The organism is Janthinobacterium svalbardense (assembly GCF_002327145.1).
GTDB lineage: Bacteria > Pseudomonadota > Gammaproteobacteria > Burkholderiales > Burkholderiaceae_D > Janthinobacterium > Janthinobacterium tructae.
In genome coordinates this window covers 5744338-5766508 of the sequence record NZ_CP023422.1, presented here as the reverse complement: position 1 = coordinate 5766508, position 22171 = coordinate 5744338, and the positions used below count along the sequence as shown (strand labels likewise).

The window sequence follows — 22171 nt, the reverse complement described above, 5'->3', positions numbered from 1 at the left end:
CAGAGCCGCCGGTTTTGCCCCTGGTTTTGAGATTAAAGATGCCCATGCTCCCCAACGACAGCCAACGCCCCGACCCTGATGCCCTGCTGGCGCAAGTGCAGGCGCAGGAAAAGAAAGCCGCGCGCGGCCGGCTGCGCATTTATTTCGGCGCCTCGGCCGGCGTCGGCAAGACCTATGCGATGCTGGCCGCCGCCCGCAAACTGCTGGCCGATGGTCAGGACTTGCTGGTGGGCGTGGTGGAGACGCATGGGCGCCAGGATACGGCAGCCCAGCTGGACGGCTTGCCCGTGCTTCCCTTGAAGGCCATCGAATACCGGGGCAAGACCTTGTTCGAGTTCGACCTGGACGAAGCCCTGCGGCGCGCGCCGTCGCTGATACTGATGGATGAACTGGCCCATTCGAACGTGGCCGGTTCGCGCCATCCGAAGCGCTGGCAGGATGTCGAGGAATTGCTGGCGGCCGGCATCGACGTGCTGTCGACCGTCAACGTGCAGCACCTGGAAAGCCTCAATGATGTGGTGGGCGGCATCACGGGCGTGCGCGTGGCCGAGACCCTGCCCGACACGGTGTTCGACCGCGCCGATGAAGTGGTGCTGGTCGATATCCCGGCCGACGAACTGCTGCGCCGCCTCAAGCAGGGCAAGGTATACCAGCCGCAGCAGGCCGAGCGGGCATCGCAGCATTTTTTCCGCAAGGGTAACCTGATCGCCTTGCGCGAACTGGCCTTGCGCCGCACGGCGGACCGGGTGCAGGACGACGTGCAGGCATACCGCGTCGAGAAATCAATCAATCCCGTGTGGAAGACGGGCGCCGCGCTGCTGGCCTGCGTGGGACCGCACGCGGGGGGCGAACACGTGATCCGCAGCACGGCGCGCCTGGCCAGCCAGCTGAATGCGGAATGGCACGCGCTGTACGTGGAAACGCCGCGCCTGCAGCACCTGCCGGCACGCGAGCGCGAACGCATCCTGAAAACGCTGAAACTGGCGCAGGACCTGGGCGCGCGCACGGCCATTGTGCCGTCCGCCGACATCGCCGGCGCCGTGGTCGAATATGCGCGCAGCGCGAATATCTCGAAAGTCATCGTGGGCCGTGGCCGTGGCCGAACCAGTGTGCTGGCGCGCCTGTGGCAGGCGCCGCCGTCCGTGCGCATGGCCAGTCTGGCGCCCGATATCGATTTGATCGAGGTCGGCTTGCCACCTGCCGATGCGGCGCTGCGGCGCGCGGCGGGCGACGATGCGCAGGCGCCGCGCAGGCCGTCGCGCCATTTGCGTTACCTGCTGGCCGCCGGTGCCAGCCTGGGCACGGCCCTCGCCTCGGTGCCCCTGCAACCCTACCTGGACCTGGCCAATATCGCCATGCTGTCGTTGTTGACGGTGGTGCTGGTGGCCGTGCGCCTGGGGCGCGGACCGGCGGCGCTGGCCAGCCTGGTGGGCGTGGCCTGCTTCGATTTCATCTTCGTACCGCCGCGTTTTTCGTTTGCCGTAGGCGATTTTCAGTACGTGATCACCTTTGGCGTGATGCTGGCCGTGGGCCTGATCACGGGCCACCTGACGGCCGGCCTGCGCTTCCAGGCGCGCGTGGCATCGCACCGTGAAGCGCGTGCCCGCGCCCTGTACGAGTTTTCGCGTGAATTGTCCGGCGTGCTGCAGACGGAGCAGATTTTCGATATCACGAAAAGTGCCATCGAGCGGGCTTTCCGCGCGCGTGCCACCTTGCTTTTACCTGATGACGAGGGCAGCTTGCAGACGCCGAACGGCGGCGAGCCGCTGGACATGGGCATCGCGCAGTGGGCCTTCGACCATGCGCAGGCGGCGGGCACGGGCACGGATACCTTGCCGGCTTCGCCCATTTTTTACCTGCCGCTGATTGCGCCGATGCGCACGCGGGGCGTGCTGGCGCTGTTGCCGCTGGAGGCTGCCCAGCACGGGCGCTGGCTGCTGGTGCCGGAACAGCGCCAGCACCTCGATACCTTTGCCGCCCTGGCGGCCATCGCGCTCGAACGCGTGCACTACATCGACGTGGCCCAGGGCGCGCTGCTGCAGATGGAGTCCGAGCGGCTGCGCAATTCGCTGCTGGCGGCCCTGTCGCACGACTTGCGCACGCCATTGACGTCACTGGTGGGACTGGCCGAATCGCTGGCCCTGTCGCGGCCTGCGTTGTCGCCCGCGCAGCTGGACATGGCGCGCTCGCTGCAGTCCGAAACCGTGCGCATGAGTGCCCTGGTGGCGAACTTGCTGGACATGGCGCGCATCGAAAGCGGGCAGGTGCGCCTGAACCTGCAATGGCAGGCGCTGGAAGAAGTGGTGGGCAGCGCGCTGCGCGCCAGCGGCCCGCAATTGCAGCAGCATGCCGTGCAGACGCAGCTGGCGCCGGATTTGCCGCTGGTGCGCTACGACGCCGTGCTGATCGAGCGCGTGCTGTGCAACCTGCTGGAAAACGCGGCCAAGTACACGCCGCCCGGCAGCACCATCACGGTCGCGGCCGGGGTGCACGGCCAGTTCCTGCAGGTGAGGGTGTTTGACGATGGCCCGGGCCTGCCGCCCGGCCGCGAAGAGGCTATTTTTGAAAAATTCACGCGCGGCGAACGTGAATCGAACAAGCCGGGTGTCGGACTGGGGCTGGCCATTTGCCGCGCCATCGTCGAAGCCCACGGCGGCACCATCCACGCGCAGCCGCACGCGCCGGGACAGGGCGCTGCCATCGTCTTCAGCCTGCCGCTGGGCACGCCGCCTGCGCCGCCAGAGATCGAACTCGATGACGCCAACGACTATGCAACAGGAAAACCATCATGAACGAACCTTCCGCCACCGCCTTGCTGGTCGAGGATGAACCGCAAATCCGCCGCTTCGTGCGTGCCGCGCTGGAAGACGAGGGCTGGCAGATTTTCGAGTCCGCCACCATGCAGCGCGGCCTGATCGATGCGGGCACGCGCCGGCCCGACCTGATCGTGCTGGACCTGGGCCTGCCTGACGGCGACGGCATCGACTTCATCGCCGACATCCGCAAATGGTCGGCCGTGCCCATCATCGTGCTGTCGGCACGGGTCGACGAAGAGGACAAGATCCGCGCGCTCGACGCGGGCGCCGACGATTACCTGACCAAGCCGTTCGGCGTGGGTGAGCTGCTGGCCCGCGTGCGCGCCACCTTGCGCCGCCAGCGCCAGCCTGCCGCCAGCGACGATGGCGTGGTGCAGTTTGGCGACGTGCGGGTTGACCTGAAGGATCGCCTGGTGACGCGCAACAAGCAACTGGTGCACATGACGCCGACGGAATTTCGCTTGCTCTCGGTGCTCGTGAAGAACGCCGGCAGGGTGGTCACCAATCCGCAGCTGCTGCGCGAAGTGTGGGGGCCGTCGAATAGCGAAAACGGCCATTACCTGCGCATCTACATGGGGCATCTGCGCCAGAAGCTGGAAGCCGATCCGGCCCAGCCGCAGCACCTGCTGACGGAAACGGCCGTCGGCTACCGATTGCTCTTGCCCCTTTAAATAGCTTTCTTTCTCCTGTTTGAAAACAGGCGCCGCGCGCGCCAGGGGGACGCTTTACCCATTGTTTTGCAGCGGCGGGCCAGCTGCGCCATGTTGGCAAAGGCCCATACCACCCATGAAGAAGAAAAAACCATGAATAAAATGCTACTTGCACTTGCCGTCGCGACCGCCATTACGGGCAGCCTGGCCCACGCGGAAGAGGCCAAGCCCGACAACGAAGTCAGCTTCAACGTGGCCGGCGTGTCCGACTACCGTTATCGCGGCATTTCGCAGACGCGCCTGAAACCCGCGCTGCAGGGCGGCGTCGACTACGTCAACAACCCGACCGGCCTGTATGCGGGCGCCTGGGCTTCCACCATCAAGTGGACCAAGGATGCGGGCGGCAGCGGTGACGTGGAAGTGGACCTGTATGCGGGCAAGCGCGGCCAGCTGACGACCGATATCGGCTACGACGTGGGCGTGCTGGCGTATGTGTATGCGGACAACGGCTTGAAGCATGTCGCCGGCCTGGCCGACGCGGACACGCAGGAAGTCTACGGCCAGCTGTCGTACGGCCCCGCCTATATCAAGTATTCGCACGCCGTCTCCAACCTGTTCGGCATCGTCAACAGCAAGAACAGCGGCTACCTGGACATCGGCGCGAATATCGACCTGACGAACGGCTGGACCGGCAACCTGCACGCGGGCCACCAGAAGGTCAAAAACAATGATGCATCGAGCTATACGGACTGGAAAGTGGGCGTCACGCGCGATTTCGGTTTGGTGACGGGTGCGCTGGCCGTGATCGGCACGAACGCGGGCAAGTCGGCCTATGCGTCGCCAGTGAATGGCAAATTCATGGGCAAGACGGCGCTGCTGCTGACGGTCAGCAAAACGTTTTAATTAACGGAGATGAGAGGAGAGGCGGCGCATGCGCCGCCTTTTTTTTGCATGCAGAGCTAGGCAGGCAGGTTAAAGACGGCGCAATACAGCTGTCCCAGGCTGACCACGCGGGCGGCCGGAATCTGTGCGGCCAAGGCATGGGCGGGGGCCGCTTGCGTGTCCGTTGCCAGCAGGACGCGCAGGTCCGGATTGACGCTGCGCGCGTGCGCGATGCGGCGCGCCAGGCCAGCCTGCGCGTCGCCGTCCACGACGCCGTCCAGCGGCACCACCAGTACGCGCGCGGCGATCAGGGCCGAACGGCTGCCCATGGAGTCGCGGCCTTCGCTGTCAATGACGATGTCGTGGTAGCAGTTCACCAGGTGTTCCAGCTCCGGCTGCAAGCCCTTGGCGCTGATGGCGCGCGCCATCAGGTGCGGCCGCGTCAGGCTGCCATGCTTGGCCACATCGTGCATATTCCTGGCCTGCGCCATGGCTCCCTGGCGCGGATCGGCATCGAGCAGCAACACCTTGCGTCCGGCCAGCGCGCGCGAGGCGGCCAGCCGCCCGGCCAGGATGGATTTCTCCATCCCCCCGCGTTCATCCGTGATGGCGATGATCATCTTGGCGCACGGCAGGCATGATGTTGGAAGCGGAGACCAGCTGCAGCAAACAGCCTTCACGCGGCGCGTCCCTGTCGCTGGCTGTCCATACGGGCAGTTCCATCAGGGGATCGAGTGCTTCGGCCAGCTTGTGCTGGCCGGCGGACGACATCGGCGTCATCGGCAGGCGCAGCTCGTCGCGTACCTTGCCTTGCATGGCCAGCGCCGCCTTCACTGGGCCAGGATTGGGTTCGGCAAACAGCAGCCGGATGACGGGCAGCATGACCTTGAACAGGGCGCCGGCGGCGCCGTGGCGGCCCTGCCTGACCAGGTGGTACAGCTGCGCATACAGGTCGGGGCGTACCTGGGCGGCGGCCGACATGGCGCCGTGGCCGCCCATGGACAGGCTGGCCAGCAGCAGCGCATCGTCGCCGCACAGCACATCGAGGCGCGTGTCGAGCAGCAGTTCGCCCAGTTGCTGCAGCTTGCCGCCCGCTTCCTTGATGGCGACGAAGTGCGAGTCGCGCGCCAGCAGCGCCGCTGTCTGCGGTTCGATATTGACGCCCGTGCGTGCCGGCACGTTGTACAGCACGATGGACTGGTCGGTGGCGGCGGCGATGGCCTCGAAGTGGCGCACGATGCCGTCCTGCGAAGGGCGGACATAGGACGGTGCCGAGATCAGCAGGCCGGCCAGCGGATGGTCGTGATAGCGCTGTACCGTGGCGACGACGCTGCGCGTATCGCTGCCGCCGATCCCCATCACGACGGGGAAGCGTGGACCGATGGCTTCGAGCACGCTATCGAGCAGCATGGTGTGTTCCGTGGCGCTCAGCATGGCCGCTTCGCCCGTGGTGCCGCACACCACCAGGCCATCGACGCCGCTGGTGGCCAGCTCGCAAGCGAGCTGCTGGGCGGCGTCGAGATCGATCTCGCCATCACGGAATGGCGTGACCATCGGCACCCAGATGCCCTGGAAGTGCGCGGTGATGCGCGATGAAGACATCGCCTGCTCACAGGCATACTGGTTCATAGTGATTTCCCCTGGCTGATGCGGCCAAATTCCGCCGCCGGCAGCAGGCGCATGACGGCATCCATGGTCAGGCGCAGGGCCGGCTCCGTTACGCACAGCCAGACCTTCATGCGTTCGGCGTGGTCGACCGCCTCGACGCGCATGAACGACAGCATGCCGCCGCACGTCCTGACGACCAGCTGGCGCAGCTCGGCCAGGCAGGACTTGTCGACCGTGATATGCATGAGGAAAGTGGGCAGGCGGGGATGGCGGTGGGGCAGTGCTTGATGCGCTTGATGCGTTTGCAGGCGTGAATGGGGTTCCATGGTGGCTTTGCAGCGGTGGTTGAGGTACGTTCAAGATTAGCAGCGGGGGCGTAAAGATTCTCTAAAAAGCGGGGCCTTTGGTGTAAACGGACTGTATGCAGTTTTACTGCCGGCGTGTTGCGTGGATGCGCCGCGCATGTGCTTTTGTTACAAAATTGAATCGTGCTTTGGGAGGCAGGGGTTTATATTGAAAGCGTCCCCGCTTTCAGTCAGCCTTGCCATGTCAGACGAAAAAGATCCCCAGCATCCCCCTTCCACCGATCCCGCAGCGCCAGCGCCGTCAAGACCTGACCGCGTGGGCCGCCGGGCGCCCGATGATGAGCACCGCGCGCGCGACGCGGCCCCCCGCTACCTGAAGGATAACGACACGCCGCTGGCGCTGGCCTGGCGCGTGATTTCGTCGCGCTACCGCTCCATGCGCGACAAGGCCAGCCGCGATTTCATGCGGCGCACCCTGCGCATCGGCATCTCGGCGCGTATTTTCCATCCCGAGCCGGGCGCCACTGGCCTGCGCAGCAAGAACCTGCAATACCTGGAAGAGTCGATCGCGCAGTGGGTCATGTCGCGCGATGTGCTGGTGTTCATGATCCCGACCGTCAATACCAGTGGCCAGCTACATCCGAGCAATATCACCTTGCGCCACTATGCGCGTCACCTGGACGGCCTGGTGCTGCAGGGCGGTGCCGACGTCTCGCCGCAGACGTATTCCGAGGCAGCCACGCGGCCGGAATGGAACGGCGACCGCGCGCGCGACCTGTACGAACTGGAACTGCTGCACGAATTCGTCGACGCGGGCAAGCCCGTGCTGGGCATTTGCCGCGGCTGTCAACTGATCAATGTGGGCTTTGGCGGTACCCTGTACCAGGACATCGCTTCGGACGTGGAAGGTGCGACGTCCCACGTCAACGACCTGTATGACCGGCACCGCCACACCATCGTCTTCCCGAAAGGCTCGTCGCTGGCGGGCATGTTCCCGAAGGCGGGCGAGGCGCTCGTCAATTCCATTCACCACCAGTCGGTCAAGGACCTGGGGCGCGACGTCACCGTGGAAGCGTATTCGCAGGGCGACAATATCGTCGAAGCCATCCGCTACCAGCGGGCGCGCTTCGTCATGGGCTTGCAATGGCACCCGGAATTCCATTCGGCGGGCGGCGTCGAACTGCTCGATTGCACGCCCATCCTCGATAATTTTTTGCGCGCAGCGCGGGAAACGCGGTTTTGAATACGCATCGGATCCGCCGGCGCATTGTGCTGGCCGGCCTGCTGGCGCTGCCCCTGACAGGTTTGCGCGCGGCGCCGCACCCGCGTGAGGGGGCGCGGCCGTTTGCGCTGACGTCCGCTGCGCGCGCCCGCACGCTCAAGGCGCGGGTGGCGCCGGCCATTGCCGAGCAGGTGCTCAAGGCGGCGCGCAAGGATGCGGCCCGGCCCGTGCACCTGATGGCCGAAGTGCGCACGGGCGGCTTGCTGAAGGGAGAAGGCGGACGCGAGACCAGCCAGCAGGCGCAGGAGGACTGGCGCCAGGTGCGCTTGCAGGCGCTGGCCTGGCGATTATCGGGTGAGATGGCGCATTTTGAAGCGGCGCGCCAGCTGTTGCTGGCCTGGAGCGGTACTTATCAGCCATCGTTCAGTCCCGTCGACGAGACGGAGCTGGCCAGCCTGCTGATCGGCTTTGACCTGGTACAGGAGCGCTTGAACGGCGTCGAGCGCGAACAGGTGCAGGCGTTTTGCCGCACCCTGGCGCAAGGGTATCTGAGTGATCCCATCAAGGTGGGCGGCCCGTCCACGGCGCGCAACAACTGGCATAGCCACCGCATCAAGATCGGCACGGCCGCCGCGTATGTCACGGGCGACGCCTTGCTGATCGCGCGCGCGAAGGAGCGCTTCCTGGCGCACGTGCCGCGCAATATCGGCGCTGGCGGCGTGCCCTTCGACTTCGAGCAGCGCGACGCCCTGCATTACACCACCTATAGCCTGGAGCCGCTGCTGACGACAGCCCTGATGGCGCAGGCGCATGGCGACGACTGGTATGGCGCGCCGGAAGCGCGGCGCCTGGCCGAAGCGCTGGCCTGGCTGGCGCCGTATGCGCAGGGCAGGAAAACGCACGAGGAATTCGCGAAAAGCGCCGTGCCCTTCGACCGCAAGCGCGTGGCGGCCGGCGAAAAGGGTTTTACGGGGAACTGGGAGCCGAAGGGCGCCGCCAATGTGTATCTGCTGGCGGCGCGCTTCGATCCCGCTTACCTGTCGCTGGCGCTGGAATTGCGCCCGCCAGCCTGGGCGCTGGCGCTGTACGGCGCTTAGTGAGAACTTCGCGTTAAAACTTCGTACGTACGGTGAACATCACATTGCGCGGTTCGCCGTAGAAGCCCGTCTGGAACAGGCCCAGTCCCGTGAAGTATTTCTTGTCCAGCAGGTTGTTCACGTTGAGACTGGCCGTGACGTTCTTGCTGATCTCGTAGCGCGCCATCAGGTTGAGCAGCGCGTAGCTGCCCTGCTTGATGCGTGAATTGTCCACGATGGCGGGGTTCCAGATATTGCCGTAGTAGCTGCTTTGCCAGTTGATGCCGCCACCGACGCTCAGCTTGTCCAGGCTGGCTGGCAGGCGCCACGTGCCTTGCACGCGCAGCAGGTGGGCCGGCTGCGTGGTTTGCAGCATGGTGGAAAAGACGTCCTTGCCATCCGCGTCGCGCACATGGGTGTAGGTGTAGCCGGCGCTCAGCTTCACATCCTTCATCACTTCGCCCGTCACCTCCATTTCCACGCCGCGGCTGGTGACGCCGTCGATGGCTTTATACGCTTCTTCGCCGTTGACTTCGCCCACAGAACTGGCCACGTTGCTTTGACGGATCTGGAACAGGGACGCGCTGGCATTGACCTTGCCATCCAAATATTCTGCCTTCACGCCTGCTTCAAAACCCTTGCCGCGCACGGGCGACAGAAAGTTGCGGTTCACGTCGCGGTTGCTCTGCGGCGCGAAGATGCTGGTGTAGCTGCTGAATACGGAGTACGTTTTGTCGAGGTCATACACGACGCCCGCATACGGCGTGATGACGTTGTTTTCCTCGATGCGCGAGGTGATGCGCGCGCTCTTGGGGTCGAAGAAGCTGCGGTCCTGCTCCTGCTTGTAGTTGCTCACGCGCGCACCGACGATGACGGACAGCGCATCGACGGGATGCAGGCGCACGGCGCCATACAGGCCGCTCTGGCGCGTGCTGTCGTTGTCGTTGCCCAGGCGCTTGAAGGCCGGTTCCGCATACTGGCCGCGCCAGTCAAAGTAGCTGCCATCGAGGGTTGGATAGACCGATTCGTAGACGGGGCCATCCTGCTTTGCCGTCGAGGTGGAGTAGCCGAGCATCGCTTCATGCCGGCGGCCGAAGGCCGTGAATGGGCCGCTGGCGTCGACGTTGACGGTGCTCTGGCGACGGTCGCCCTTGTATTTTCCCATGAAGAAAAACGCGCCTGCGCCTGTGACAGGGTTGGGATTGCCGCCGCTGGCCGAACCGAGCACGCTGTCATGCTTGCTGCGCAGCTGGTTGGCGCTCAATTTTACTTTCCACTCGTTGGCGAACGTATGTTCCAGCGACGTGAACAGCGTGGTGTTCTGCATGTCGCGGCGGCTCCAGTCCGTAGCCGGATTCCACTCGGTGGGGAAATCCGTGCGGCTGCCGTCGGAAAGCAGCACAGGGAAACCCGTCCAAGTCGAGCCGCGCGGTTTGTAATCCTGGTGCGTGAAGCCGGCCGTCAGCAGGGTGACTTGCGTCAGGTCCGCCTCGATGATGCCGTAGGCGACGGATTTTTGCTGCGTGTAGCGGTCCAGGTAAGAGTGTTTGTCCTGGTAGGCGCCCACCAGGCGGCCGCGCAGCGTGCGGCTGTCATTCAGGGGGCCGGAGATATCGGCTTCGGCGCGGTAGTTGTCCCACGATCCCGCGCCCAGGGTCGCTGAACCCTCGAATTCGGCGGTGGGGCGCTTGCGCACCATGTTGACGGTGGCCGACGGGTCGCCCGAGCCGCTCATCAGCCCCGTCGCGCCCTTCAGCACTTCGATGCGGTCGTAGATAGCCATGTCGCTGTTGGTCGTGCCCCAGTCGTAGACGCCGTCATAGATTGCCGACACGCCGTCGTACTGGAAATTGGTGACGGCAAAGCCGCGCGCCTGGAAACTCCAGCGGTCGCTGTCATAGTTTTGCACGCTCACGCCATTGACGTTTTTCATGACGTCGGAAACGGCGTTGCTGTTCTGGTCATCCATCTGCTGGCGCGTGACGATGGTCAGCGACTGTGGCGTTTCGCGTTGCGTCAGGGCCAGGCCGGTGGCGCCGCTGGCGGGGCCGCCCGTGTAGTTGCCCGTGCCGCTGGTGGCGGCGCTGCGCTCGGCCGCCGCCACCACGGTGACGCCGCTCATGACGGCCACGCCGCGGCTGTCCGCCGTGGGTGCGCTGGCGCTGGCGGGGATCTTTTGCAGCAGGTAGCCGCCATTCGATTGCGGCACGGCTTGCAGGCCGCTACCGGCCAGCAGCACGCGGAAACCGTCCTGTACGCCATAGCTGCCTTGCAGGCCGGCGCTGCGCAAGCCTTGCGTGGACTCGCTGGAGAACGCCAATAGAATGGCGCTGTCGCTGCCGAAGCGCGTCAGCACGTCACCGAGCGCGCCGGCGGGGATGCTGTAGCTGCGCACTTGTCGGGTTTGCGCCTGGGCTGATGCCGGCAGGGCCAGGACCATGCCGATCTGCGACAGGGCGCAGGCCAGGACGGTGCGGGTAAGGAGGGAACGCGAAGCGTGGTGCATGGAATAAAACCTTTCGTGGATGCGCAAGATGGAGACTACCTGTCTACCAAGTCACGCGAGCACGGCGAAACAGCTCACTTTGCAGAAAATTTAATTCAATGCGCCGCCAGTTCGATCCTGACGACTTGATGGCCCCAGAAGCGCGTGACGGTATTGCGCCGCAGTTGCAGGCTGGCGCTGACGGCGTCGAGGATGGCGCCCACATCGGCCAGCGGGTAGGAGCCGGACACGCGCAAGCCTGCGACGGCGGGCGTACAGCCCAGCGGATGGTCGCTGTAGCGCGACAGCTCGGTGAGGAAATCGGCCAGGCGCATGTCGCGCGCCACCAGCATGCCATCGAGCCATGCACCGCCATACGGTGCCAGCGCCTGTCGGTGGCAGCTCTTGCCGTCGAAATGCGCGCCTTCGCCGGGATGCAGCACCAGGCGCTGTGCGCCATCGCCGGCCAGCACGGCGACGGCCCCTTCGAGCACGCCGGCGCTGGCGTATTGCTGGTGCAGGCGCACCGTGAAACGCGTGCCCAGCGCTTGCAGGCTGCCGTGCGGCGTATCGACGAAGAACGGACGTTGTACTGCATCCTTGCCGGTGGCGATGAAGATTTCACCGGCCAGCAGTTGAATGCGGCGCTGCTCACCGTTGTACGCGATATTCACGGCGCTGCTGGTGTTGAGCGTGAGCTGCGTGCCGTCAGCGAGGGTCACGACGCGGCGCTGGTTGACACCCGTGCGGTAGTCGGCAGTCCAGCCGCGCCAGGGGCTGCGGCGTTCGAACGCATACAGCGAGGCGCCGCAGGCCAGCAGCAGGGCCAGGCTCTTGACGGCGTGGCGGCGCGGCGCGTTGGCTTGCACGCAGGCGCGCAGCAGGCTCGCGTGCGCTGCGGGTGGCAGATGCTCGTGCTGCATTTGCAGCTGCTGCCACGCCTGCGTGGCGCTGCCGGCCCGCTGCAGATGGCGTTTTACTGTCGCCAGCGAGATGCCGAGCTGGCGCGCGATGTCTTCCTGCGGCAGTTCGTCGAGCTGGCGTAGCAGGAAGGCCCGTTTCACGGGGGGCGGCAAGCCGTCGAGCATGCGGTCGAGTTCAAACACGGTGGCCAGCAGCAGCGCCCGTTCTTCCGGCGATGGCGCATGCGGGGGCGGCAGCTGTGCCAGCACATCCAGATAAGCCTGTTCCAGCTTCTGGCGACGGTAATGGTTGAACAGCACGCGCTGCGCCACGGTAGCCAGAAAGGCACGCGGTTCGCGCGCGGCGACGGCTTCCTCGCGGTCGAGCAGGCGCATGAAGGTATCCTGCGCCACATCGGCCGCGCAAGCCGTGCTGCCGAGTTTTTTACGCAGCCAGCCCTGCAGCCAGCCGTGGTGGTCGGCATACAGTGTCGCGATGTCCTGGCGTTGTAGCGGCTCTGCCAGCGGCATCGCGTTCCCCTTGCATGGCCGGTCCGGGTGGACGGGTGTTTTTAAACAATAATAAGAATCATTCTCACTTATTGTAACAAGCGGGGGAGGTGGCTGTAAATGACGGGGAAGTGGGGTGTGGTTTTTTTGCGCGTTGCTGGCGTTGTTTAGACCCCAGAAGCAAGATCTGGGGTCGGACCCTGCAGGGTCCGACCCCGGAAGTTCAGGTGTTGGGCTGGACGTGCTAGGCCTCAGTAATTCATCGGTTCGCCCCGGAAGCAGCGGATCGCCGAATCGACCATGCCTTCGGCGCTGCCCTGCAAGCTGTGCTGCTTGCGCAGGTATTGCGCGTCGCTCCATTGCTTGGCCACATCCGACAGGTGTTTCAGGGCTGGCGTGCTGCCCAGCGCCTCGGCGTGCGGTTCCATCTTGCGCAGGGTGGTCATGATGTCTTCGCGCAGCGACATCGTTTCGTAGGTTTTCGGATGCGTGATGGCGCCATCGAGGCCGAAGCGGCAAGCCTGGAAGCGGTTGTAGTTATACACGAGGTAATCGTCTTCCACCGGCGGGGTTTCGCGGCGTTCGAGCAGGTAGCGGCACAGCGCCTGCAGGTAGGCGGCCAGCGCGGCGGCCCGTTCCACCGTCAGCGGCGTGTCGCACACGCGCAGTTCGATGGTGCCAAATTCCGGCTTGGGACGGATATCCCAGTAAAAGTCCTTCATGCTCTTGATGATGCCCGTGTTCTCCATCTTGGCGAAGTACTCGTTGGAGAACTGATCCCAGCTCAGCGTAAACGGCGCGCGCCCGCTCATGGGAAACGCGAACACGGAGTTCAGGCGCGCCGAATCGAACAGGGTGTCGCGTCCCTGCACGTAGGGCGAGGAAGCTGACAGGGCGATGAAGTGGGGGATGTAGCGGTTCAGCGAATGCAGCAAAAACATGGCGTCGTCGCCCGAGGCGCAGCCGATGTGCACGTGCTGGCCAAAGATGGTGAATTGCTTGGCCAGGTAGCCGTACAGTTCCGAAATCTCCTGGAAGCGGGGTTTGGAAAAGATCTTTTGCGACGACCATTGCTGGAACGGGTGCGTGCCGCCGCCGGCGATGCCGATATTGAGCTTGTCGCCGGCCGTGATCAAGGTGTCGCGGATCTCCTGCAACTGTTCCAGCAGGGGGCCGTGATGCGTGTGCACGCTCGAATTAATCTCGATCATGCTCTCGGTGATTTCCGGCGTGACGTTGCCGGGGAACGGTTTTTTATTCAGCAGATGCAGCAGGTCGGGACTGGCGGCCGTCAAGTCGTAGTCCGACAGGTTCACCAGTTGCAGTTCGAGTTCGACGCCGAAGGTCAGCGCGGCCGATTGGCCAAAGGGTTCCAGCGGCATTTAGCGCTCCTTGATTTCGTGGGTTTCTTTGGCCAGCATCAGCACGCGCTGCACCAGCACGGGGCCGATCAGTTCCAGGCCCAGGGTGATGGCGGCCAGGGCGTTCAATTCGTCGCCGAAGTTCACGCCGTGCTGGCGCGCGTGTTCGAGCAGCAGGATGATGAAGACGGAGACGGGCGTCAGCGCCACGCCCGTCAGCACGCCCTTGCGCCAGGAAATGCCGCTCACATGCGAGAACGCGGCGACGCCGACGACTTTCGTCAGCAATCGCCCGCCGACGACGGCCAGGGCCAGGCCCGCGCCGGCCGTTACGCTGGCCCATTCCAGGGTCGAGGCGGCATACACGAACAGCAGCACCGTCAGCAGCTCGCCCAATGCGCCGAAATTGCGCTGCGCCTGGCTGAAGGCGACGCGGCGGTGGCGTGCCACCAGGCCGAACGTCAGGGTGGCCAGGAGCGGCGACAGGCTGGTGGTGTAGGTCAGAGCGACGAGCAGCATCACCGACAGTGCAAAGGCGACGGTGGCATCCTGCGCCATATTGCCCAGGCGGCGCAGCATGGCCGGCACGACGATGCCGAAGACGGTACCGGCGGCCATCGAGGCGGCCAGCACGGCGGCGCTACTGCTGCTCGCCTCGATCAAGTCGGTGGAGCTCTGGAACATCCAGAAGCCGACGATGATGTTGAACGTGAAGACGGCCAGCACGCAGTTGAGGGCGGTGAGGTGGACGATGCGTTCCGTCACCTGGCCCGAGCTGCGTTCCTCGTTGATGACGCGCATGATGGTGGCCGGCGAGGTGGACATGGCCAAGGACGCCAGCAGCAGCGCCGTCATCGAGGTGCTGCCGAATTCGATGCCGATGAAGTAGACGACGGCAAAGGTCAGCAGGGATTCGACCAGGCCCGTGACGGCGATCCATGGGTTGTTCTTCAGCCAGCGCAGGTTGATGCGGTAGCCCACCTCGAACAGGATCAGGCCGAAGGCCACGTCGGCCAGCACCAGCATGGGGCCGGCGTCCGTCTGCGGCAGCACGCCTACCTGCGTCTGCGCCAGGACGAAACCGATCACGCCGTAAAAACTGATGCGCGGCAGGCCCGTCCAGCGGTGACCGAATTCGCCCACCACCCAGGCCAGGGTAATGGCGAACGGCCAGGACAGGTCGGCGGCGATCGAGATCAGACTTTGCATGCTCATTCCTTTGAAGTGGCGCTGGCACCGGCCGGCAGCACGGAGGCTGGCGCGGCAATGTCGTGGTGCAGCGATGGTGCATGGTTTGCGCAGAGCGATACGCCGATTCTACCGGAGCAGAAGGCGCGCACGATGTGCGCAATCGAACAGTGTCGCGGCCATGGCGGCCGCGCACAGGATGCAGCAGGATGGGGCAGGGCTGGTGTCAGCGTATGGTACCCGCCCGCAGCGGAGATGCTCCGCACGGTAGTTTTGTACCGCAGTGTACGGCATGGCGGCCCCGTGCCGCCATGGACTTTTTGTTGCGGGCTTTTATTTACTGAGCAGACGCATGCCCCGTTCCAGCCCGTCGATCGACAGGGGGAACATGCGGTTGTTCATCAATTGCCGCATCACGCCGATCGACTGGCGGTACTGCCACAGGCCTTCTGCTTCCGGATTGAGCCAGATGAATTTCGGGAACGCCTGGGTAAAGCGTGCCAGCCACGTCGATCCCGCTTCCTCGTTGTTGTATTCGACGCTGCCGCCCGGCTGCAGGATTTCATAGGGGCTCATGGTGGCGTCGCCGACGAAAATCAGCTTGGTGTCGGGCGGGTATTTGCGCAGCACGTCCCAGGTGGGGAAACGCTCGGCGTTGCGGCGCCGGTTGTTCTTCCACAAGGTGTCGTAGACGCAGTTATGGAAGTAAAAGAACTCCATGTTCTTGAATTCCGTCTTCGCCGCCGAAAACAGTTCCTCGGTGCGCTCGATATGATCGTCCATGCTGCCGCCCACGTCGAACAGCATCAGCACCTTGATGCGGTTCTTGCGCTCGGGCCGCATCCGGATGTCGAGATAACCGGCGTTATTCGCCGTGGCGGCGATGGTGGCGTCCAGCGCCAGTTCGTCTTCAGCGCCTTCGCGCGCGAACTTGCGCAGGCGGCGCAAGGCCACTTTGATGTTGCGCGTGCCCAGTTCGCGCTCGCCGTCGTAATCCTTGTAGCTGCGCGCTTCCCACACTTTCACTGCCGTGCGGTTGCCGCCCTTGCCGCCGATGCGGATGCCTTCCGGATTCGTGCCGCCATTGCCGAACGGCGAAGTGCCGCCCGTGCCGATCCACTTGCTGCCGCCCTCGTGGCGCTCCTTCTGCTCCTTCAGCAGCTCGTTCAGGCGGTCCATCAGCTTGTCGTAGCCGAATTTTTCCAGCTGCGCCTTCTGCTCTTCGGAGAGCTCGCGCTGCATGCGTTTCAGCAGCCAGTCGAGCGGAATCGCCGCGTTCGATTCGAAGGCCGCATTGACGCCCTTGAAGTATTGCGCAAACGCGCGGTCGAACTTGTCGAAATGGGCTTCATCCTTGACCAGGGTCAGGCGCGCCAGATAGTAGAAATCATCCATCGAGGCGCCGATGACGTTCTTTTGCAGCGCTTCGAGCAGGGTTAAAAACTCCTTGATCGAGACGGGAATCTTCGCATCCTTGAGCGTGAAGAAGAAATCGATCAGCATGGCACCTCCTGTCGCGCGGGAGGCAGTGCGGCGATGGGACGCTGCGCCAGCTTGTAGCGCAGATGGGTGGCAATTTCCGGCCATTCGCCGCGCGTGATGCTGTACATGACGGTGTCGCGCACGCTGCCGTCGCGGCGCAGTGCATGGTGGCGCAGCACGCCATCCTTTTTAGCGCCCAGGCGTTCGATGGCCGCCTGCGAGGCATGGTTGAAATTGTCGGTGCGAAAACCCACCAGCGCGCAGCCGAGGGTGTCGAAGGCGTGCGCCAGCAGCAGCAATTTGCAGGTGGTGTTGACGTGGCTGCGCTGGCAGCGCTGCGCATACCAGGTGTAGCCGATTTCCAGGCGGCCAATGGCTGGCACCACGTCGTGGTAGCTGGTGGTGCCAAGCACCTCGCCGCTGGCCACGTCGATGACGGCAAAGGCGAAGCGCGCGGGGCGCATCTCGATGCCCTTGAAAATGTACTGGTCCACCTGCTCCGGTTCGGGCACGGAGGTGACGCGCAGATTCCATAGCTCGCCATCCTTGGCCGCCGCGCGCAGGCCCTGCGCGTGGTGCGGCGCCAGCGCTTCGAGGCGGATACCGTGCAGTTCCAGGGGCACGAAGACCTTGTCCGGGCTGATGTCGTTCACCGGCGCTCCTTAGCGGTTGGTGCGCGACATGAACATCAGGCGCTCGAACAGGTGCACGTCCTGCTCGTTTTTCAGCAGCGCGCCGTGCAGCGGCGGCACCACGGCTTTATTGTCCTTGCTGCGCAGTGCCTCGGCAGGGATGTCTTCGGCCAGCAGGAGCTTGAGCCAGTCGAGAAATTCCGAGGTCGACGGTTTTTTCTTCAGTCCCGGCACGTCGCGCACTTCATAGAACGTTTGCAGCGCCTGCGCCAGCAATTCCTGTTTCAGGTGCGGGTAGTGGACGGCGACGATCTGCTCCATCGTGTCCTTGTCCGGGAATTTGATGTAATGGAAGAAGCAGCGGCGCAGGAAGGCGTCCGGCAATTCCTTCTCGTTGTTGGAGGTGATGATGACCAGCGGACGATGGCGCGCCGTGACCATTTCGCGCGTTTCGTAGACATAGAATTCCATGCGATCGAGTTCGCGCAGCAAGTCGTTCGGGAATTCGATGTCGGCTTTGTCGATCTCGTCGATCAGCAGCACCACCGGTTCGGGCGCCGTGAATGCCTGCCACAGCACGCCCTTGACGATGTAATTCTGGATGTCGCGCACGCGCTCGTCGCCCAGCTGCGAATCGCGCAGGCGCGACACGGCATCGTACTCGTACAAGCCCTGCTGCGCTTTGGTGGTCGATTTGATATGCCATTGCATCAGCGGCATGTTCAGTGCGGCCGCCACTTCCTCGGCCAGCATGGTCTTGCCCGTGCCCGGTTCGCCCTTGATCAGCAGCGGGCGCTGCAGGGTCAGCGCCGCGTTCACGGCCAGTTTCAGGTCGGCGGTGGCGACATAGCTGTCGGAACCTTCGAAGCGTTGGCCTTGCTGGGAGTGCTGTGCTTGCATGAGCGGTCTGCCAAAGTAGGGAAATGGAGAGTATAAACAGAACTGTGGCGTACCGCCACGCGGACGGCCTGTGCCCGCCTGCCTACAATGCGGGTTTTATAGGTGGACTTGCAAGAATATCTTGGCTAGAATCGGCAAGCAGCAGATTAATTGTCAACCTTAATTGTCAACACATAAGATCAAAAAAAACCAGCTCTGGCGTTTCTCCGATTACCTTTGTTCACATTGCCACTATGAAAAAAATATTTGCACTTCTCGTGCTTGCCGGCATAGCAAATGCCGTCACAGCGGCTGACATTGTAGGAAACGCCAAGGCAGCGACTGCCAAGGTGGAAATGTGTATCGGTTGCCACGGCATTCCCGGTTACAAGGCGACCTTCCCCGAAGTGTTCCAGGTGCCGATGATCGGCGGCCAGCCGGCAAAATATATCGAAAATGCGCTGCAAGCCTACAAGAAAGGCGATCGCAAGCACCCAAGCATGAAGGGCATCGCCAGCAGCCTGTCGGACCAGGATATCGCCGATGTCGCCGCGTATTATGCGCAACAAGCCAAGCCGAACTGAGGATCAGCCAGATGAAAACACTACTCGCCGCCCTCGTTTGCGCCACCGTCTCGTTCGGCGCCAGTGCCGCCGGCAATATCAATACGGGCAAGGCCCTGGCCGAAAAATACAGCTGCGCCACTTGCCACGGCAAGGATTACGGTTCGCCCATCGACCCCTCGTACCCGAAACTGGCGGGCCAGCACAAGGATTACCTGGAACACGCCTTGACGGCGTATAAACGGGGCGACAAGGCCAACGGCCGCAACAACGCCATCATGACGGGCCAGGTAAAACCGCTGAGCAACCAGGACATCAAGGACCTGGCCGCCTACCTGCACAGCCTGCCGACCACCCTGGTCATTCACCGCTGAGTTTGAGTTTGAGTTCGGCTCAGGCTTTCAGTCCCACCCGGCGCGCCAGTTTATGTAAATTGCTGGCGTCGAGCCCTAACTGGCGCGCCGCAGCGGCCCAGTTATTCTGATGCAGGAGCAGCGCTTGCCGGATGGCCTGGCGCTGGCTCGCTTCGACGATCTGATGCATCGATAGCTGCGGCGCCGCCGGCGTGCCGCACGCGCCTGGCACTGGCGGCAGCGCATCCGTGCCGGCCGGCGCCTCCAGCGCATCGAGATCGAGCATATCCGTTTCCAGGGTCACGATGTCCTTGCGGTTCGCGCCGCGGATCACCGCTTTCAGCGCGGCCCGGCTGATCACATGTTCGAGTTCGCGCACATTGCCCGGCCAGCGGTAGTGGCATAGCGCGTTTTCCGCCGCGGCCGACAGGCGCAGGCTGCGCAGCCCCAGGCGCGCGCGGTTAAGCTCAAGAAAACCGCCGGCCAGCAGCAACACGTCATTGCCCCGCTCGCGCAGCGGCGGAATCGGCACGGGATACACGGATAAACGGTGATACAGGTCGGCGCGGAACGTACCGTCGCGCACATGCTCGCGCAGGCTGCGGTTGGTGGCGGCGATCACGCGCACGTTGACCCGGCGTGGCCGGTCCGCGCCCAGGCGCTGGATTTCGCCATTTTGCAGGGTGCGCAGCAGCTTGGCCTGTATCGACAGCGGCAATTCGCCCACTTCATCGAGAAACAGCGTGCCCCCTTCGGCCGCTTCGAAACGGCCAGGCCGGTCGCTGACGGCGCCGGAAAACGCACCGCGTACATGGCCGAACAATTCGCTTTCGGCCAGGGACTCGGGCAAGGCCGCGCAATTGACGTGGATCAGGGGCTTGCCCGCGCGGCGCGACAAGCGGTGCAGGCGGTGCGCGCACAGTTCCTTGCCCACGCCCGTCTCGCCCAGCAGCAGCACGGGCAGGTCCGATTCGGCCACCACCTGCAGCTCGTGCAGCAGCTGCATGATGGCGCTGCTCTGGCCGACGAAGTCGTGTTCCTCGCGCGGCGCCTGCGCATCGGCCAGCATGGCGCCGCCCGACAGGCGCAGCGCGCGGATTTCCGTCTCCAGGCGGGTCACGCGCACGGCCGCCTCGATGGCGCAGGCCAGTTCGCCCAGGTCGCGCTGCGCGCGCGCGTCGAAGGTACCCACCTGCAGCGCATCGAGCGTGATCACGCCCCAGCGTTCGCCTTCCAGGTCCAGCGCCATGCCCATGCAATCGTGCACGGGCAGCGGCTCGCCGGCCCGCTCGGCGATCAGGCCATCGTAGGGATCGGGCAGGGAGCTGTCGTGATGGAAGCACAGCACGCCGCGCCGCTGCAGGATGGCGGCCAGGCGCGGGTGGTCGGCGATGGCGAAGCGGCGTCCCAGCGCATCGCTGGCCAGGCCTGCCATCGCCACGGGGCGCAGGTGCTCGCCATCGAGCTTGAGCAAGGCCACGGCCTCGCAGCCGAAGTGCGCGCGCAGGCTGCCCACCAGGCGCTGCAGGCGCACGGCCACGGGCAGGTCGGCGACCAGGTCGGTGAGTAACAGCAGGTGGATGGCAGTGGTGGTCATAACTACCATGCAGGGTACAACGGACCACGCCTAAACAGGGTCATACCGACCCTGCATTTTTCAAATCGTTGATTTAAAACAAGTTTTTCCTGGCACACGCTTTGCCTAGATAAGTGTGCCGAACCGGCATACAAGACCAAGGAAAGCTTGATGAAAACGACTCCCTCCCTCCGCGCCATTGCCGCCGCCGTCTGTGTCCTGGCCATGCCCCTGTCCGTGCAAGCCCAGGCGAGCCTGCCGGCCAGCGCCGCCGCCACTGCGGCCAAAACCGCGCCTGCGACGCTCAAGCGCTATGAGCTGCAAACCAATATCGTCGACGGCAAGATGGTCTTCATCGACGCCAAGGGCCAGGTCAACCCGGTGCTGGCGGCCAAGGTGGGCGATACGGTCGAACTGGTGCTGAAAAGCGGCGAAGGCGCCGAGCACGATCTGCTGATCCCGGAACTCAACGTCGCATCCGCCAAATTCAGCGCCAATAGCGGCAGCACCAGCGTGCGCTTCAAGGTCACGCGCGCCGGCACATTCACCTATTTCTGCTCGATCCCCGGCCACCGCCAGATCGGCATGGAAGGCAAGCTGGAAGTGACCGGCACGTCGCTGGCCGAAGCCGGGGCACCGAAGGCTGCCGCCGCCGGCAGCGCTGCCAGCGAATCGAGCCAGGCCGCCGCGCTGGCCTTGTACACGCCCGCGCCGTCGCCGATGCGCGGCCCCGATCCGTCCGCCGTCAACGTGGCCGCCAATCCGGCGCAGGTACCTGTCGCCATCGGCGCGCGCGCGCCGCAGTTGCTCAAGTACCGCATGGAGACGGTGGAATTGCCGGGCAAGCTCGATGACGGCACCACTTTTACGTACTGGACCTTCAACCGGCAAGTGCCCGGCCCGATGCTGCGCGCGAAGGTGGGCGACACGGTGGAACTGACCCTGTTCAATGCCAAGGACAGCAAGATGATCCACTCGATCGATTTGCACGCCGTGACGGGCGGCCATGGCGGCGGACAGCACACGCAGGTCGCGCCGGGGCAGGAAAAAACCGTCACCTTCAAGGCGCTCAATCCGGGGCTGTTCGTCTACCACTGCGCCACGCCGCTGGTGCCGCAGCATATCGCGGCCGGCATGTACGGCATGATCCTGGTCGAACCGGAAGGCGGCTTGTCGAAGGTGGACCGCGAGTATTACGTGATGCAGGGCGAGATGTATACGGGACGTCCGCACGGTGCGCCCGTGCACCAGGAACCGAACCTGGAAAAAATGGCCAATGAGCTGCCCGACTACTACGTCTTCAACGGCGAAGTGGGCGCCCTGAGCAAGACGCACAAATTGCAGGCGAAAGTCGGCGAGACGGTGCGCATCTATTTCGGCGTGGGTGGCCCGAACAAGATTTCATCGTTCCACATCATCGGCGAGATCTTCGACAAGGTGTACAGCGAAGGCTCGATCAGCAGCCCAAAACACGACGTGCAAACGACGCTCGTGGCGCCGGGTGGCGCGACCATCGTCGAACTCAAGGTGCAGCACCCGGGCAGCTATCTGCTGGTCGACCATGCCTTGTCGCGCGCCGGCAAGGGCGCCGTGGGCGTGCTGGAAGTGACGGGCGAACCCGTGCCCGGCGTCTACCACGCGGGCGCCGTGCATTAAATCTACCTATTCATCCTCAAGGAAC

At 64.2% G+C, this 22171-nt stretch carries 19 protein-coding genes and 1 pseudogene; 8 read left to right on the top strand and 12 right to left on the bottom strand.

Annotation, left to right across the window (positions count from 1 at the left end):
- Positions 1-44 precede the first annotated feature (44 nt).
- The 3 genes from CNX70_RS25705 (at position 45) to CNX70_RS25695 (ending at position 4369) form a co-directional block, all read left to right on the top strand.
- Complete coding sequence (locus CNX70_RS25705) at positions 45-2792, top strand: DUF4118 domain-containing protein (RefSeq protein ID WP_096238677.1); 2748 nt, start codon at positions 45-47, stop codon at positions 2790-2792.
- On the top strand, positions 2789-3487 hold the full coding sequence (gene kdpE, locus CNX70_RS25700) for a two-component system response regulator KdpE (RefSeq protein ID WP_096237871.1): 699 nt from the start codon (positions 2789-2791) through the stop codon (positions 3485-3487). The genes CNX70_RS25705 and kdpE overlap by 4 nt, the downstream gene beginning before the upstream one ends.
- A gap of 132 nt (positions 3488-3619) precedes the next feature.
- Positions 3620-4369: a TorF family putative porin gene (locus CNX70_RS25695; protein WP_096238676.1), complete on the top strand. Its 750-nt coding sequence runs from the start codon at positions 3620-3622 to the stop codon at positions 4367-4369.
- Between the two features lie 56 nt (positions 4370-4425).
- On the opposite strand, the gene CNX70_RS25690 is transcribed toward CNX70_RS25695, so the two are convergent.
- The 3 genes from CNX70_RS25690 to CNX70_RS25680 are packed head-to-tail and all read right to left on the bottom strand — an operon-like array spanning position 4426 to position 6282.
- The gene (locus CNX70_RS25690; RefSeq protein WP_244198956.1) at positions 4426-4935 is read right to left on the bottom strand and encodes a P-loop NTPase family protein; all 510 of its coding nucleotides are present in this window, start codon (positions 4933-4935) and stop codon (positions 4426-4428) included.
- Between the two features lie 10 nt (positions 4936-4945).
- Entirely contained in the window at positions 4946-5950 is a 1005-nt protein-coding gene (gene dapA, locus CNX70_RS25685; protein ID WP_244198955.1) for a 4-hydroxy-tetrahydrodipicolinate synthase, read from the bottom strand.
- A 23-nt stretch (positions 5951-5973) separates the two neighbouring features.
- Positions 5974-6282 carry a hypothetical protein gene (locus CNX70_RS25680; protein ID WP_243136064.1) on the bottom strand — a complete coding sequence of 103 codons (309 nt, stop codon included), beginning with the start codon at positions 6280-6282 and terminating at the stop codon, positions 5974-5976.
- Positions 6283-6502: 220 nt separating this feature from the next.
- Between CNX70_RS25680 and CNX70_RS25675 the strand changes: the two genes are divergently transcribed.
- Positions 6503-7504 carry a gamma-glutamyl-gamma-aminobutyrate hydrolase family protein gene (locus CNX70_RS25675; RefSeq protein WP_180287859.1) on the top strand — a complete coding sequence of 334 codons (1002 nt, stop codon included), beginning with the start codon at positions 6503-6505 and terminating at the stop codon, positions 7502-7504.
- Positions 7501-8580, top strand: a complete 1080-nt coding sequence (locus CNX70_RS25670) for an alginate lyase family protein (protein WP_157751274.1) — start codon at positions 7501-7503, stop codon at positions 8578-8580. Before CNX70_RS25675 ends, CNX70_RS25670 begins: the two co-directional genes overlap by 4 nt.
- Positions 8581-8593: 13 nt before the next feature.
- Here CNX70_RS25670 and CNX70_RS25665 read toward each other — a convergent pair whose 3' ends face one another.
- From CNX70_RS25665 to CNX70_RS25635, 8 genes and pseudogenes are all read right to left on the bottom strand, one after another.
- On the bottom strand, positions 8594-11065 hold the full coding sequence (locus CNX70_RS25665; protein ID WP_096237867.1) for a TonB-dependent siderophore receptor: 2472 nt from the start codon (positions 11063-11065) through the stop codon (positions 8594-8596).
- Positions 11066-11160: 95 nt separating this feature from the next.
- A complete protein-coding gene (locus CNX70_RS29045; RefSeq protein ID WP_244199203.1) occupies positions 11161-11967 on the bottom strand; it encodes a FecR family protein in 807 nt (268 codons plus the stop codon).
- A 27-nt stretch (positions 11968-11994) separates the two neighbouring features.
- A pseudogene (locus CNX70_RS29040) lies at positions 11995-12477 on the bottom strand (sigma-70 family RNA polymerase sigma factor); the annotation flags it as partial.
- A 230-nt stretch (positions 12478-12707) separates the two neighbouring features.
- Entirely contained in the window at positions 12708-13838 is a 1131-nt protein-coding gene (locus tag CNX70_RS25655; protein WP_034780287.1) for a YbdK family carboxylate-amine ligase, read from the bottom strand.
- Entirely contained in the window at positions 13839-15026 is a 1188-nt protein-coding gene (locus CNX70_RS25650; RefSeq protein ID WP_167389722.1) for a cation:proton antiporter, read from the bottom strand.
- A 312-nt stretch (positions 15027-15338) separates the two neighbouring features.
- The gene (locus CNX70_RS25645) at positions 15339-16508 is read right to left on the bottom strand and encodes a vWA domain-containing protein (protein ID WP_096237864.1); all 1170 of its coding nucleotides are present in this window, start codon (positions 16506-16508) and stop codon (positions 15339-15341) included.
- Positions 16502-17140 carry a GNAT family N-acetyltransferase gene (locus CNX70_RS25640; protein WP_096237863.1) on the bottom strand — a complete coding sequence of 213 codons (639 nt, stop codon included), beginning with the start codon at positions 17138-17140 and terminating at the stop codon, positions 16502-16504. The genes CNX70_RS25645 and CNX70_RS25640 overlap by 7 nt, the downstream gene beginning before the upstream one ends.
- A gap of 9 nt (positions 17141-17149) precedes the next feature.
- Positions 17150-18019 (bottom strand): AAA family ATPase, encoded by an 870-nt coding sequence (locus tag CNX70_RS25635; protein WP_071075484.1) that lies wholly within the window; start codon positions 18017-18019, stop codon positions 17150-17152.
- A gap of 233 nt (positions 18020-18252) precedes the next feature.
- Here CNX70_RS25635 and CNX70_RS25630 point away from each other — a divergent pair, with 233 nt between their 5' ends.
- Together CNX70_RS25630 and CNX70_RS25625 are read left to right on the top strand one after the other, a co-directional pair.
- The gene (locus CNX70_RS25630) at positions 18253-18582 is read left to right on the top strand and encodes a c-type cytochrome (protein ID WP_092796428.1); all 330 of its coding nucleotides are present in this window, start codon (positions 18253-18255) and stop codon (positions 18580-18582) included.
- Between the two features lie 11 nt (positions 18583-18593).
- Positions 18594-18935 (top strand): c-type cytochrome, encoded by a 342-nt coding sequence (locus CNX70_RS25625; protein WP_071075485.1) that lies wholly within the window; start codon positions 18594-18596, stop codon positions 18933-18935.
- Positions 18936-18954: 19 nt separating this feature from the next.
- On the opposite strand, the gene norR is transcribed toward CNX70_RS25625, so the two are convergent.
- Positions 18955-20511, bottom strand: coding sequence for a nitric oxide reductase transcriptional regulator NorR (gene norR / locus CNX70_RS25620; protein ID WP_096237862.1), 1557 nt, complete (start codon positions 20509-20511; stop codon positions 18955-18957).
- 150 nt (positions 20512-20661) lie between these two features.
- On the opposite strand from norR, the gene nirK reads away from it, so the two are divergent.
- Positions 20662-22146 carry a copper-containing nitrite reductase gene (gene nirK, locus CNX70_RS25615; protein WP_096237861.1) on the top strand — a complete coding sequence of 495 codons (1485 nt, stop codon included), beginning with the start codon at positions 20662-20664 and terminating at the stop codon, positions 22144-22146.
- Positions 22147-22171: the final 25 nt, after the last annotated feature.

What these genes read in the sequence shown, in the direction of transcription:
- CNX70_RS25705 (WP_096238677.1), top strand. Translation starts at nt 45, where the DNA reads ATGCTCCCCAACGACAGCCAACGCCCCGACCCTGATGCCCTGCTGGCG.
- kdpE (WP_096237871.1), top strand. Translation starts at nt 2,789, where the DNA reads ATGAACGAACCTTCCGCCACCGCCTTGCTGGTCGAGGATGAACCGCAA.
- CNX70_RS25695 (WP_096238676.1), top strand. Translation starts at nt 3,620, where the DNA reads ATGAATAAAATGCTACTTGCACTTGCCGTCGCGACCGCCATTACGGGC.
- CNX70_RS25690 (WP_244198956.1), bottom strand. Translation starts at nt 4,935, where the DNA reads ATGGAGAAATCCATCCTGGCCGGGCGGCTGGCCGCCTCGCGCGCGCTG.
- dapA (WP_244198955.1), bottom strand. Translation starts at nt 5,950, where the DNA reads ATGTCTTCATCGCGCATCACCGCGCACTTCCAGGGCATCTGGGTGCCG.
- CNX70_RS25680 (WP_243136064.1), bottom strand. Translation starts at nt 6,282, where the DNA reads ATGGAACCCCATTCACGCCTGCAAACGCATCAAGCGCATCAAGCACTG.
- CNX70_RS25675 (WP_180287859.1), top strand. Translation starts at nt 6,503, where the DNA reads ATGTCAGACGAAAAAGATCCCCAGCATCCCCCTTCCACCGATCCCGCA.
- CNX70_RS25665 (WP_096237867.1), bottom strand. Translation starts at nt 11,065, where the DNA reads ATGCACCACGCTTCGCGTTCCCTCCTTACCCGCACCGTCCTGGCCTGC.
- CNX70_RS29045 (WP_244199203.1), bottom strand. Translation starts at nt 11,967, where the DNA reads ATGCAGCACGAGCATCTGCCACCCGCAGCGCACGCGAGCCTGCTGCGC.
- CNX70_RS25655 (WP_034780287.1), bottom strand. Translation starts at nt 13,838, where the DNA reads ATGCCGCTGGAACCCTTTGGCCAATCGGCCGCGCTGACCTTCGGCGTC.
- CNX70_RS25650 (WP_167389722.1), bottom strand. Translation starts at nt 15,026, where the DNA reads ATGCAAAGTCTGATCTCGATCGCCGCCGACCTGTCCTGGCCGTTCGCC.
- CNX70_RS25645 (WP_096237864.1), bottom strand. Translation starts at nt 16,508, where the DNA reads ATGCTGATCGATTTCTTCTTCACGCTCAAGGATGCGAAGATTCCCGTC.
- CNX70_RS25635 (WP_071075484.1), bottom strand. Translation starts at nt 18,019, where the DNA reads ATGCAAGCACAGCACTCCCAGCAAGGCCAACGCTTCGAAGGTTCCGAC.
- CNX70_RS25630 (WP_092796428.1), top strand. Translation starts at nt 18,253, where the DNA reads ATGAAAAAAATATTTGCACTTCTCGTGCTTGCCGGCATAGCAAATGCC.
- CNX70_RS25625 (WP_071075485.1), top strand. Translation starts at nt 18,594, where the DNA reads ATGAAAACACTACTCGCCGCCCTCGTTTGCGCCACCGTCTCGTTCGGC.
- norR (WP_096237862.1), bottom strand. Translation starts at nt 20,511, where the DNA reads ATGACCACCACTGCCATCCACCTGCTGTTACTCACCGACCTGGTCGCC.
- nirK (WP_096237861.1), top strand. Translation starts at nt 20,662, where the DNA reads ATGAAAACGACTCCCTCCCTCCGCGCCATTGCCGCCGCCGTCTGTGTC.